This window comes from Nocardiopsis akebiae (assembly GCF_018316795.1).
Taxonomy (GTDB): Bacteria; Actinomycetota; Actinomycetes; order Streptosporangiales; family Streptosporangiaceae; genus Nocardiopsis; species Nocardiopsis dassonvillei.
On sequence record NZ_CP074132.1, the window covers coordinates 6,040,823 to 6,053,875 of the forward strand.

General features: G+C 74.9%; 9 protein-coding genes. 5 read left to right on the forward strand and 4 right to left on the reverse strand.

Annotated features, from left to right (window positions below; all coding sequences use genetic code 11):
• The first annotated feature begins 17 nt into the window (after nucleotides 1-17).
• Both KGD83_RS25740 and KGD83_RS25745 read left to right on the forward strand, forming a co-directional pair.
• Nucleotides 18-1,961, forward strand: a complete 1,944-nt coding sequence (locus KGD83_RS25740; protein WP_212641549.1) for a trypsin-like peptidase domain-containing protein — start codon at nucleotides 18-20, stop codon at nucleotides 1,959-1,961.
• 300 nt (nucleotides 1,962-2,261) lie between these two features.
• Nucleotides 2,262-3,569, forward strand: coding sequence for a glycosyltransferase (locus KGD83_RS25745; protein ID WP_212641550.1), 1,308 nt, complete (start codon nucleotides 2,262-2,264; stop codon nucleotides 3,567-3,569).
• Here KGD83_RS25745 and KGD83_RS25750 read toward each other — a convergent pair.
• The 3 genes from KGD83_RS25750 to KGD83_RS25760 form a co-directional block, all read right to left on the reverse strand.
• A complete protein-coding gene (locus KGD83_RS25750; protein ID WP_212641551.1) occupies nucleotides 3,529-5,007 on the reverse strand; it encodes a sensor histidine kinase in 1,479 nt (492 codons plus the stop codon). The two genes, KGD83_RS25745 and KGD83_RS25750, sit on opposite strands and share 41 nt — an antisense overlap.
• Nucleotides 5,008-5,219: 212 nt before the next feature.
• On the reverse strand, nucleotides 5,220-5,918 hold the full coding sequence (locus KGD83_RS25755) for a response regulator transcription factor (RefSeq protein ID WP_212641552.1): 699 nt from the start codon (nucleotides 5,916-5,918) through the stop codon (nucleotides 5,220-5,222).
• A 129-nt stretch (nucleotides 5,919-6,047) separates the two neighbouring features.
• Nucleotides 6,048-6,995 (reverse strand): HpcH/HpaI aldolase/citrate lyase family protein, encoded by a 948-nt coding sequence (locus tag KGD83_RS25760; RefSeq protein WP_212641553.1) that lies wholly within the window; start codon nucleotides 6,993-6,995, stop codon nucleotides 6,048-6,050.
• A gap of 206 nt (nucleotides 6,996-7,201) precedes the next feature.
• Between KGD83_RS25760 and KGD83_RS25765 the strand changes: the two genes are divergently transcribed.
• Nucleotides 7,202-9,541: a molybdopterin-dependent oxidoreductase gene (locus tag KGD83_RS25765; protein ID WP_212641554.1), complete on the forward strand. Its 2,340-nt coding sequence runs from the start codon at nucleotides 7,202-7,204 to the stop codon at nucleotides 9,539-9,541.
• Between the two features lie 115 nt (nucleotides 9,542-9,656).
• Here KGD83_RS25765 and KGD83_RS25770 read toward each other — a convergent pair whose 3' ends face one another.
• Nucleotides 9,657-11,837, reverse strand: a complete 2,181-nt coding sequence (locus KGD83_RS25770; protein WP_212641555.1) for a PrsW family intramembrane metalloprotease — start codon at nucleotides 11,835-11,837, stop codon at nucleotides 9,657-9,659.
• A gap of 344 nt (nucleotides 11,838-12,181) precedes the next feature.
• On the opposite strand from KGD83_RS25770, the gene KGD83_RS25775 reads away from it, so the two are divergent.
• Both KGD83_RS25775 and KGD83_RS25780 read left to right on the forward strand, forming a co-directional pair.
• Entirely contained in the window at nucleotides 12,182-12,643 is a 462-nt protein-coding gene (locus KGD83_RS25775) for a hypothetical protein (RefSeq protein WP_212641556.1), read from the forward strand.
• Nucleotides 12,644-12,746: 103 nt separating this feature from the next.
• Nucleotides 12,747-12,992 carry a transcriptional regulator gene (locus KGD83_RS25780; RefSeq protein ID WP_249352027.1) on the forward strand — a complete coding sequence of 82 codons (246 nt, stop codon included), beginning with the start codon at nucleotides 12,747-12,749 and terminating at the stop codon, nucleotides 12,990-12,992.
• Nucleotides 12,993-13,053 lie beyond the last annotated feature (61 nt).

The window sequence follows — 13,053 nt, forward strand, 5'->3', positions numbered from 1 at the left end:
TTCAGCCGGAGGATGAGTTGAACCCCAACGAACCGAGTGCAGGTACCGAGCCCGGTGCGACGGCCGGGAACGGGCTTCCCGAGCACCGTCCCGCCGAGCCCGCCGACCAGGCGGGGCCCTCCGGCCCGCACGAGGGGGGCTCCTCCCCGGCTGACGGCACCGACGTCCGTGACGCGTCCGGCGGGGAGCACGGGGGTGTCCCCGCCGGACAGGACGGCCGGACCCGCGGAGCCGAGCACGCCGGGCCCCAGCGGCCCTTCGGGGGCTCCGAGGCGCAGGAGACCGGTGGGGAGCCCGGCGCCGGGGAGACGGACGAGCACGTGGAGCGGCCCGCGCCGCACGAGCCCGGCGGGTACACCGGCGTCTGGCAGAGCGGCGAACAGCCCGGTCGGGTGCCCTCCGGCGGGTACCCCGGCGCCGAGCGGAGCGGCGGGTACGCGGCGGCCGGGCAGACGGGTGAGGGCTTTCCGTCCCAGCAGGGCGGGCACCCGGGGGCAGAGCGGCACGGGTGGCCGGAGAACGGCCCCACGGGGGCGGGGCCGACCTTCTCTCCGCCCGGGCAGCCGCCGAGGTGGGCCACCGGGCCCAACGACCCGGAGCACGCCTCCTACACCTTCCCGCCGCCCGGAAGCGGCTACGGCGCCGCCGGCGGCCAGCACGAGCAGTTCTCCGCCCACCACCCCGCTCCCCCGCACGGCGGGCAGAACGGCCCCCACGGGCCGATCGGGCACGGGCAGCCGCCGTACGGTGACGGCGGCGCGTTCGGGGCGGGCGGCCCCGGCGGTCCCGGGGACCACGGCGGTCACGGCGGGCACGGCGGGCAGCCCCCGTTCGGCGGCGCCTTCCCCGGGCCGGTACCCCCGCCGGGGGAGGGCGGGAAGCGCGGCTCCGGCAGGATCGTGACCGTCGCCGCGATCACCGCCCTGGTCACGAGCCTCATCGTGGGCCCGATGACGGCCCTGGGCACCGCCTACCTGTTCCCCAACGGCCTGAGCGGGCCGATCAGCTCGCTCAACCAGGAGCAGGAGAGCACCCAGACCGAGGGCGAGGTGGGCGAGGTCGCCGACACGGTCCTGCCGAGCGTGGTGTCCATCCGCACCGCCAACGGCGGCGGCAGCGGTGTGGTCATCTCCTCCGACGGCCAGATCCTCACCAACGCGCACGTCGTGGCCGCCGCCGAGGGCGGTCCGATCGAGGTGCTGTTCAACGACGGCAGCTCCGCGCGCGCCGAGGTCATGGGCTCGGACCCGGTCTCCGACATCGCGGTGATCCAGGCGGAGGGGCGCAACGACCTCACCCCGGCCACCCTCGGCGACTCCGAGCAGGTCGGCGTGGGCGCCGAGGTGGTCGCGATCGGTTCCCCGCTGGGGCTGTCGGGCACGGTGACCACGGGTGTGGTCAGCGCGCTGAACCGTCCGGTGAACACCGGGCAGTCCGGGCAGACCTCCACGGTCATCAACGCGATCCAGACGGACGCGGCGATCAACCCCGGGAACTCGGGCGGCCCGCTGGTGAACATGAACGGCGAGGTCATCGGGATCAACACCGCGATCGCGGGCGTCTCGCAGGACAGCGGCTCGGTGGGGCTGGGCTTCGCCATCCCGATCAACCAGGTCCGCCCCATCGCGGAGCAGCTGGTCGAGGACGGCAGCGCGAGCTACCCGGCGATCGAGGCGACCATCACCAACTCCCGCGTCGGCGGCGCGGAGATCGTGGAGGTCACCGAGGGCGGCGCGGCCGCCGAGGCCGGGCTCCAGGCCGGTGACGTGGTGGTGTCCGTGGACGGCGAGCAGGTGTCCACGCCGGACGAGCTGATCGCGCAGATCAGGATCCGCCAGCCGGGCGAGGAGGTCACCCTGGGGGTCGTCCCCGACGGCGGCAGCGGTTCCGAGGAGGAGGTCACGGTGACGCTCGGGGAGCAGAGCGTGGAGGCCGCCCAGAACGAGGAGGGCGGGAACTGACGGGAGCGGCCCCGCACACACGACGGGCGGCCCCGGACCCTCGGGTCCGGGGCCGCCCGTCGTGTGTGCGGCGGGAGCCGCGGTCATGCCCCGAAGGCACGGCGGGCCCCGGAAGCGCGGACCCCGGACCGCCGCCCGTCGGCGCGGCCCGGCTTGTGGGTAGGCGGAGGGGGCGGGGGTCCCTCTCCCGCGCCGCGTGCCACCGAGCGGTCGCCCCGCGGTCACCGAGAGGTCGGCGGGGGTAAACACGGGTGACCCACACTCGGGCGTACGCGGCGACCCGACAAAGGAGATCAGGTCATGTCCACGTCCTTCGCCTCCTCCGCGGTGGCGGCACCGCCCCGGCCCGCCGTCGGCGCGACGCGCCGCGCCCGGGTACTGATCGGGACCGACACCTATCCCCCCGACGTGAACGGCGCCGCCTACTTCACCGCCCGCCTCGCCCGGGGCCTGGCCGCGCGCGGCGCGCGCGTGCACGTGGTGTGCCCCTCCCCCGAGGGCGCCCCGTACACGGCGGAACGCGGCGGGGTGGTCGAGCACCGGCTGCGCTCGGTGTCCTCCCTGGTCCACGACAGCGTGCGGCTCGCGGTCCCGCTGGGCGTGCGCGGCCACCTGGACCGGCTCCTGGACCGGCTGCGCCCGGACGCCGTCCACATCCAGAACCACTTCCTCGTCGGCCGGATGCTGGCCGCCGCCGCGCACGCCCGCGGCGTGCCCGTGGTGGCCACCAACCACTTCATGCCGGAGAACCTCTTCGACTACGTGCGCGTGCCCGCACCGCTGCGCCCGCACGCGGCCCGGCTGGCCTGGTGGGACCTGGGCGCGGTGCTGTCCAGGGCCGAGCACGTGACCACGCCCACCCCTGCGGCGGCGCGGCTGCTGGTCGACCAGGGGTTCACCCGGCCGGTCGAACCGGTCTCGTGCGGGATCGACCTGGACCGGTTCAGCCCGCTGGACGGCGGCGCGGCCACCCGGCGGCGGCTGCGCGCCCGGCTGGGCGTACCGGACCGCAGGACGGTGCTGTTCGTGGGGCGGCTGGACGAGGAGAAGCGCGTGGACGAACTCGTGCGCGCGGTGGCCCTGACCGACGGTGTGCAGCTCGTGCTGGCCGGGTACGGCGCGCACCGGGCGCGGCTGGAGGAGCTGGCGGCGGAGGTCGGCGCTGCAGACCGGGTGGTGTTCCTGGGCTTCGTGCCGCACGCCGACCTGCCCGACGTGTACCGGTGCGCGGACGTGTGGGCCATCGCCGGGACCGCGGAACTCCAGAGCATCGCCACCCTGGAGGCGATGGCGAGCGGCCTGCCGGTGGTGGCGGCGGACGCCATGGCGCTGCCGCACCTGGTGGAGGAGGGCGGCAACGGGTACCTGTACCCGCCCGGCAGTCCAGGGGCGCTGGCCGCCCGGGTGCAGTCGGTGGTCGCCGACGAGGGCCGACGGCTGGGGATGGGCGCGCGCAGCCGCGGCATGGCCGAGCTGCACCGGCTGGAAGACTCGCTGGAGCGGTTCGAGCGGATCTACCGCGAGGCGTCCGCCGGTGCGGGGGTCGGCGCCGGAGCCGGTGCGGCGTTCACCTCCGAGCCTTCGGCTCCTCGTCCCGCGGCGGTGTGAACAGCGGCAGGTGGAAGCCGATGACGGCGCCGCCGCCCTCCCTGTTGCGGGCGAACACCCCGCCCCCGTGCGCCTGCGCGATCTCCCTGACCATGGACAGGCCGAGTCCCGAACCGGGCAGGCCGCGGGCGACGGCGGCCCGGTAGAAGCGTTCGAAGACGTGGTCGAGTTCGGCCGGGTCGATGCCGGGCCCCCGGTCCAGGACCTCCACCGCCCCCGCGCGCACGCGGATCTCGATGGGCGCGGTGCCCTCGGGGTCGAACTTGGCGGAGTTCTCGACCGGGTTGGAGACGGCGCGCTCCAGGGAGCCGGGGCGGCCCCACACGACGCTGTCGTCGGCGTCCACGACGATGTCGCGGCCGGTGCGGCGGCGGGTGCGCTTGGCGACCTTCTCGGCGATCCCGGCGAGGGGGACCGCGCTCATCTGCTCGTCCTCGTGGTCGCCGGTGGCCAGGCCGACCAGTTCGTTGACCAGCGCGGTGAGTTCGCGGGTCTCGCCGCGCAGGTCCTCGATGAGGCCGGCGCGCGCCTCCGGGCTGAGCCGGTCCACCCTGTCCAGCACCTGCACGTTGGTGTACAAGCTGGTCAGCGGGGTGCGGAGTTCGTGCGCGGCGTCCTGGACGAGGCGGCGCTGCTCGTCCTTGGAACGGGCCAGCCGGGCGAGCATGGCGTTGAACGCGCTGGTGAGGCGGCCGACCTCGTCGCGGCCGACGTCCTCCTCGCGGCTCTCGCCGCTCCGGCCGGGGTCCACGGGGTCGAGCCGTCCGGTGGAGCTGACGTACTCGGCCGCCTCGGTGAGGCGCACCAGGCGTCCGGTGGTGCGGTGGCCCACCAGCCAGCCCGCGGCGGCCGCGCACAGGGCGACGAACAGGCCCACCCACAGGATCTGCGTGGCCAGCCGGTCGATCATCAGCTCGGTCGGGGACAGGCGCTGGAGGAGCTGGAGGGCCCCGGCGCCGTCGCCGAGGGAGACCGTGGCCAGCCGGTACTCCTGGCCGCCGATGGCCTGCTCGCGCATGTCGACGATGCCGGGCCGCGCCTCCTCGGCGACCTCCAGGTCCCGCTGCGACGGTGCGAACAGGATGATCTCGGAGGGGTCGGCGATGTTGACCGTCCTGCTGCCGTCGGGTTCGAGGAGCTGGAGCTGGAACTTGTCGCTGGGCAGGAACGGACCGGGACCGGCGGAGCCTCCCTGCCCCTGCTGGTGGTAGTCGACGAGCTGGTCGGACAGGGCGGTGACGGTGCTCTCGAACTCGGTGCGGGCGTCGGAGCGGATGAGCGCGGCGGCGGTGGTGTAGGCGAGGGTGCCGACCAGGGCGATGACGACGGTGGCGACCAGCGCGAAGATCACCGCGAAGCGTGTGCCCAGCCGCCAGTCGCCCGGTTGGAGGAGCGTCCGGCGCCACCTCGGGACGGCGGTGCGCGCGGCGGACGCCAACGCCCTGAGACCGGACGCGGCGCCGGGGCCGTGCGGGGGGCCCGAGGGGGCCGAGGCTCCGGTGCCGGACGGCGTCCCCGGGCCGGGTGGGGCACCGGAACCGGACGGACTTCCAGAACCGTGCGGGGGACCGGAGGTGGGCGAGGTTCCAGGACCGTGCGGGGTTCCGTGTCCGGGCCCCCGCGGGGCGCCGTCGTCGGGTCGCACGGGACTCAACCCTGCGGCCGGAGCGTGTAGCCGACCCCGCGCACGGTCTGGATCAGCGGCGGCCCGCCGTCCTCCAGCTTGCGGCGCAGGTAGCTGATGTAGACGGCGAGGTTCTTGGACTCGGGGCCGAAGTCGTAGCCCCAGATGCGGTCGTAGATGGTGGAGTGGTCCAGGACGATCCCGGCGTTGCGCACCAGGAGTTCGAGCAGGTCGAACTCGGTCTTGGACAGCTCGACCTCGCGGTCGCCGCGCCAGACCCGGCGGGAGGCCGGGTCCAGGGACAGCTCGCCGACGCGCAGCGGGCCCTGCTCGGCGGCCTCCTCGGGGAAGGGCGCGGCCCGGCGCAGCAGGGCGCGCAGCCGCGCGAGGAGCTCCTCCAGTTCGAAGGGCTTGGCGAGGTAGTCGTCGGCCCCCGCGTCGAGCCCCGCCACACGGTGCGGCGTCTCCACGCGTGCGGTGAGCATGAGGATGGGTGTGCGGTCGCGCTCGGCGCGCAGCACGCGGGCCACCCCGAGCCCGTCCACTCCCGGCATCATCACGTCGAGGACGAGCAGGTCGACGGGGTCGGCGTGCACGGCGGCGAGGGCCTGGACCCCGTCCGGTACCGTCCTGACCCTGTAGCCCTCCAGTTGGAGCGCGCGTTCCAGTGAGTCCCTGATCGCGCGGTCGTCGTCGGCGACCAGAACCGTGGCGGTGGCTTCCATGGCGCCCATGGTCCCGCATGAGGGTGAGAGCGCGGTAAGAGCGGGGTGGGGCGCGTGTCAGACTCCGCGCCGGTCAGAGCCCGGGCGGACCCGGGCGGGATCCCGCCCGCCCTCCGCCGGGGTCCGGGTTCAGGCCCCGGGGTCGAACGCGCGGGTCCGGCCCATCCCGGCCGCGCGCCCCTTGCCCGCGACCACGAGCGCCATCTTGCGGGAGGCCTCGTCGAGCATCTCCTCGCCGAGCATGACGGCGCCGCGCCGGTCCACGGTGGTGGCGTGGGCGTAGGCGTCCAGGATCAGCTCGGCGTGGTCGTAGTCCTCCTGGGAGGGCGCGAACACCTCGTTGGCGGCCTCCACCTGGAGCGGGTGCAGGACCCACTTGCCGTCGAAGCCGAGGGCGGCCGTGCGCCCGGCGGAGCGGCGGAACGCGTCCACGTCCCGGACCTGGAGGTAGGGGCCGTCGATGGCCTGGAGCCCGTGGGCGCGGGCGGCGGTGAGGATGCGCATGAGCACGTAGTGGTAGGCGTCGCCGGTGTCGTAGCCGGGCGGCTGCTCGCCGACGACCAGGCTCTTCATGTTGATGGAGGCCATGAAGTCGGCGGGCCCGTAGACGAGGCTCTCCAGGCGGGGGGAGGAGGCGGCGATCGCGTCCACGGCGACCAGGCCGCGGGCGTCCTCGATCTGCGCCTCGATGCCGATCCGGCCGACATCCAGCCCGACGGCGCGTTCGATCTGGGTGAGGAGGGTGTCGAGCCACTGGACGTCGCGGGCCGAGGTGACCTTGGGCAGGACCAGGGCGTCGAGTTCGGCACCGGCGCCCTCGACGACGGTGACGACGTCGCGGTAGGCCCACCCGGTGGTGACGTCGTTGACGCGGACGGACCGCACCTTGCCGTCCCAGCCGCCGTCGTTGAGGGCCCGGACGACGGCGTGGCGGGCCGCGTCCTTCTCCAGGGGCGCGACCGCGTCCTCCAGGTCGAGGAAGAAGGCGTCCGCGTCCAGTCCCCGCGCCTTGTCCACGAACCGGGGGTTGGACCCCGGCACCGCGAGTACCGACCGCCGCGACCTGAGTTCGCCCATCGCCGTCCGTCCCCCTGCTCCACTCGTCCGCCTGCGCGCGGCCCGCGCCGGTCGGCCGCGCGGGAGCGCGGTCGCGGCACCGGCCGTCCGACCGGGTCGGCCGCCTCCTCCGGGCGGGACCGCGCCGCCCATCATCGCACCGTGTGGTGCATAGAGTGAGTTCGGGTCCCTGGTGGGGCCCAGGTGAATCCAGGGGGGAAACGAGCATGTCCGGCACGTCGTCTTATCCGACCAGCGCCCACTGGGGCAGTTACCGGGTGGTCGTGGAGGACGGCCGGGTGGTCGGGACCCTCCCGGACCCGGACGACCCGGCGCCGTCCCCGGTGATCGCCAACACCCCCGCCGCCCAGCACCACGCCTCGCGGGTGGCGCGTCCGGCGGTGCGTCGGCGCTGGCTGGAGAACGGCCCCGGCCCGGACCCGCTCCGGGGGGACCCCGACGACGCCTACGTCGAGGTGGAGTGGTCCACGGCGCTGGACCTGCTCGCCGGTGAACTGGACCGGGTGCGCGGCGCGTACGGGAACGCGGCGATCTACGGCGGTTCGTACGGCTGGGGCAGCGCGGGGCGGATCCACCACGCGCAGAGCCAGCTGCACCGGTTCCTCAACTCGATCGGCGGGTACACGCGCTCGCGCACCACCTACAGCCACGGCGCGGTGGAGGTGCTCTTCCCGCGGATCATCGGCGTCCCCGCGGCGAACCGGCTGCTGCACCGGGCCCCGTCGTGGACCCGGATCCGCGAGCACACCGAGCTGCTGGTGAGCTTCGGCGGGCTGCGGGTGTCCAACACGTGGACCTCCTCGGGCGGGCGCGCCGCCCAGACCGCCGGTGCGGCGATGCGCGACGCGTCCGGGGCCGGAGTGGAGTTCGTGTCGGTGTCGCCGCTGCTGGACGACACCCCCGAGGACGTCAAGGCCGAGTGGGTCTCCCTCAACCCGGGGACCGACACGGCGGTGATGCTGGCGCTGATGCACGTGCTGTTCACGGAGGGCCTGGCCGACACCGCCTTCCTGGACCGCTACACCGTGGGCGCGGACGTGCTGCGCGCGTACGTGCTGGGCGAGCGCGACGAGCGGGGCGGCCCGGACGGGACCGCGCGGACGCCGGAGTGGGCCGAGCGGATCAGCGGGGTCCCCGCCGACGAACTGCGGTCGCTGGCGCGGCGGATGGCGGCGCGGCGCACGCTGGTCAACGTGGGGTGGTCGGTACAGCGGGCGCGGTACGGCGAGCAGCCGTTGTGGGCCGGGCTGGCGCTGGCGTGCTGCCTGGGTCAGGTGGGGCTGCCTGGCGGCGGCTTCGCGTCCGGCTACGGGTCCATGGGCAACTACGGGGGCGGCGCGACGCCGCTGGGGCTGCCGAGGATGCCGCAGGGCAACAACGCGGTGGACTCGTTCATCCCGGTGGCGCGGGTGGCCGACATGCTGCTGGAGCCGGGCGGGCGCTACGACCACGACGGCGAGGAACGGCGGTACCCGGACATCCGGCTGGTGTACTGGGCCGGGGGCAACCCCTTCCACCACCACCAGGACCTGAGGCGGTTGACCGAGGCGTTCGGGCGGCCGGAGACGGTGGTGGTGAACGAGACGCACTGGACCGCGACGGCGCGGCACGCCGACATCGTGCTCCCGGCCACGACGGTGCTGGAGCGCGACGACATGGCCGCGAGCCAGGGCGACCTGAGCGTGCGGGCGATGCCGCGCGCGGTGGCGCCGCACGGGCAGGCGCGCGACGAGTACGACACCTACGCCGACCTGGCCGAGAGGCTGGGAGCGCGCGAGGAGTTCACCGAGGGGCGCACGAGCGGCGGGTGGATGCGCGTGGTGTACGGGCGCTGGCGGTCGCTGGTGGCGCGGCGGGGCCTGGAGGTGCCGGAGTTCGAGGAGTTCTGGGAGCGCGGGCGGGTGGAGATGCCCGGCCGGGTGGAGGACGAGGCGCTGCTGGGCGAGTTCCGCGCCGATCCGGAGGGCCACGCCCTGCGTACGCCGAGCGGGCGGATCGAGCTGTTCTCGGAGACGATCGCGTCGTTCGGGTACGGGGACTGCCCGGGGCACCCGGTGTGGCTGGCGGGGCCGGTGGTGGACGGCTCCGGTGGTCGGACCGGGGGGTTCCCCCTGGTGCTGATCGCGAACCAGCCGAGCGGCAGGCTGCACAGCCAGCAGGACATGGGCGCGCACAGCATGTCGCAGAAGGTGCGCGGTAGGGCGCCGTTGCGGATGCGTCCGGAGGAGGCGCGGGCGTGCGGTGTGGCTGACGGGGACGTGGTGCGGGTGTCCAGCGCCACGGGCTCGTGCCTGGCGGGCGTGGTGGTGAGCCAAGCGCTGCGGCCGGGTGTCGTGCAGCTGTCCACGGGGGCCTGGTACGACCCCTCGTCGGAGGACGTGACGTGCGCGCACGGGAACCCGAACGCGCTGACGGAGGACGTGGGGACGTCCTCGCTGAGCCAGGGGTGCACGGGTCAGCTGGTGCGCGTGCGCGTCGAACCGTTCACCGGGCAGGTACCGCCCGTGCGCGCCTTCGAGCCGCCGAGGGGCGTCACCGCGGTCTGAGCGCGGCGGGGACCTCCCCCGAGCGCCGTCCCCACCGGAGCCTCCCGCTCCGGATGAACGGGCGGGGTCGGCGGAACGGCCCCGGGGCGGGCGCGGCGTCCCGGGGCCGGGCCCGTCACCGCACGAGGAGACGGTTCACGCGCCTGGGCAGCAGCAGCCCCGCCCAGCCCAGGAGCGCGTATCCCACCTGGCCGGGCGCGAGCATGCCGAGGATCGCCCCGGTGTTCGCGGTCGGCGCGCGCAGGAACTCGCGCATCCTCGGGTGCGCGTGGGGGACCCCGTTCCCGGACAGCAGCAGCGTGAGCACCGCGACCAGCACCACGGCCGCCCAGACCGCGTCGACGCCGACCAGGTCGCCCAGCCAGCCCCGGATCCGGTCGAGGGCCACGAACGCGTAGGCGGGCGCACCGGTGGCGTCCGGGGCGGGCGCGGCGGCGAACACCATCGCCGCCGCGCCCATCGCCGCCATCGCCCCGGTGACCCCTCCGGTGGCCGCCAGCCCCAGCCGCATCGCCAGTTCGCGCGCCTGCCGGGTCAGTTCCTCCTGTGAGGGGTAGTGGCGCCAGGGCCGCCCCGCCGACCGGGCCTCGCCCATGGCGTTCGCCCGCCGCCAGCGCAGGAACCGCCAGGTGTCGCAGAGCACCGAGGGGCCGCGCCGCGCCGCGATGGCCGCGACGGCCGATTCGTGGGCGATCGTGGACACCGTGGTGGCCAGGGTGATCGGCAGGTCCACCCAGGACAGCGCCGTCCGGCGGAACAGCGGCGCGATGTCGGCGGGCACGCGGACCCGCATGGCCACCGAACGCCCCCGCGCCCGGCGGCGCAGGCGGGCCAGCGGCGGCTGCCCGGGCAGCGGCGGCGTGGACTCGGCCGCGGTCGCGATCAGCCGGTAGTCCATGGCCACCGCGCACAGCAACAGCAGCACCAGCAGCCACGGGGTGAGCACCCCGCCGCCGAGGAGGCCGTGCACGAGGTCGGAGGCCGGGTGCAGCTGGGCGTTGGCCAGCCGCGCGTTCAGGTTCAGGTGCTCCAGGAACGCCAGGGTCAGCGCGACCGGCGGCAGGAGCCACAGCCAGGCCCCGTAGCGGCGGCCGACGACCGCCAGGCCGAGCGCGGCGCCGACCAGGCCGGTGGTGACGGCGTGACCGGAGAAGACCGCGAGCACGGTGCCCGCGGGGTCGGTGACGGTACTGCCGCCGGGCAGGAACAGGCCGGTCCCGGCGGGCATGCCCGCCCCTCCGAGGGCCACCTCCGTGAGCAGGCGCTCGGCCAGCTGGAACCCGGCGCCGGAGGCCGCGGCCAGCAGCAGGAAGTCCACCGCGGCCAGGCGGCGCAGCCTTCGGCGGGCCGCCAGGGCCAGGAGCAGCAGCGGGAGGAGCTTGCCGACCTCCTCCACGGTCACGGCGACGTAGGTGTAGCCGAGGACGCCGTAGGGGTCGCCGCCCAGCAGTCCGGTGACGGCGGACTCGGCCAGCGCCAGCGGCCACAGCAGCAGCGCGCCGAACGCGGCCACCCGCAGCAGCGAGGCGAAGGAGACCGTGCGCGAGCGGGCCAGCAGGGCCAGCTGGAACAGCAGGACGAAGGAGGCGGCCAGCGCCGGGAACGCGGCGCCCAGACCGGGGACGGCCAGGGGCGCCACGAGCAGCGCGGCCACCATGAGCCACCCCCAGGCCCCGCGCAGGGCCCGCAGGGAGCGGACCGCGCGCGGTGAGCGCCGCCGCGCGCGTTCGGCGCTGCGGGCCAGGAGTTCGGCCGGGTCGGGGCCGGGTCCGCGCGGGCCGCGGGCGTGGCGCGCGCCGGTCTCGGCGCAGTGGTAGAGCTGGGCGGCGCGGGTGAGGACCGGGCCGCCCTCCCGTCGGGCGCGCGAGGCGAAGTGGCTGCGGGCCTGGGGGATGTCGGCGCCGACGAGTTCGCGGACGAAGTCGGCGGGACCGGCCGCGACGGTGAGCTCGTCCGCGGTGACCAGGACGGCGGCGGAGAAGTCCTCGACGCAGACAAGGAAGTCGGTGGGCGCGGGCCCCCAGCCGCGGATGAGGTCGATGAGGGTGTCGGTGTCGAGGGGGACCTCGGTGACGGGGTCGTAGGAGAACTCGGGCCTGGTCCGGCACACCAGGAGCCGCTCCACGCCCATGGCGCGGCCAGCGGCGACGACCGCGCGGATGAGGTTGCGGTCGCGGGGGACCAGGAAGGGGGTGGTGACCTTGCCGTCGGCCCGGATCCAGTGGGGGTCGAACTCGGTCGCTCCGGCGCAGACGCGCAGCACGAGGTCACGCGCGAGCATGGCCTGTTCTTCCATGGGTCACCTCGTGCCTGGGGGCTCACTCGGGGGCGGACGGGTGCTCGTTCGGGGGCGGGGAGCGCGGGCCCGTTTCCGCCGCCTTCCGGACGGATCGGCCCGACCGAGCATAACGGTGGGCCGCCCGGCCGGGGGAGGGTGCAGTGGACCCCTCCGCCGCCCCGCGGTCGGCGGCGGCCCCGCCGACCGCGGGGCGTGCCGGTCATTCGGGTTCCTCGCGTCGTCGCTGGTCGACGCGGTGGTTGTGTATCGGCTGCCTTCTTTCGGGCCCCGGTGTGTTTGACAGGACCCGATCCTTGGTATCTACTTTCCATATAGAAAGTAGATACGAAAGAGGAGACGACATGAACAGCAACCCCGAGCTCGACCAGGTCGCCGACGCCCGCCGCAGGCTCGCCGGCCACACCGACCCGCCCGCCGCCTACTGGGTCTTCCTCGCCGCCGCGAGCGTCCTCATCGCCGGCCTGCCGATCTGGTCGGCCCTCCTGCCCGGCGGCGGCCCCTACTTCCAGTGGGCCATCCTCGGCGTGGTCGTCATCGCCACCGCCTACTCGGTCATCCAGCGCCGACGCAGCGGCGTGTACATGCCGCGCTACGTCTTCTCCTACCCCGGCGCCCGCCTGATGTGGATCGCCGCCCTGGCCATCACGGGCGTGGGCTACATCGGCATCAACCTCCTGGTCGACCAGGGCATGATCGGCTTCGCGCTCGCCGCGCTGGCGCCCGTGGCCGCCCTCGTGCTCGCCGGACAGATGATGGTCCGCTCGGCCATGCGCCGCAGCATCGAGAACGGCAGGGTCCAGTAGTGACCGCGCTGCACAGCCCCGGCGGCGGCGCCTCCCCGGCGGCGCCGCCGCCGCACGCCAACCGATCCTGGAGACCGGCCCGCGCCTGGCGATGTGCGCGCTGTTGCAGAGCGCGAACTGGGTCGACTTCGCCACCGTGCGCGACCTGCTCGGCGTCAGCGATCCGATGGTCTCCAAGCACAGCCGCACCCTGGAGGACGCCGGACTGCTCGAAGTCCGCAAGGGAGCGGTCGGGCGCCGGCCGAAAACCTGGTTCCGCCTGACACCGGTCGGACGAACGGCCCTGCAGAGCCACCTGGCCTGGCTGACCGGCCTGGGATCAGCGGTCGAGCCCGAGCCCGACACCTGAACCGGGGCGGGGAGTCCGGACCGGCCGGAACCGCGGCGGCCCGCTCCGGCTACGACGCCGG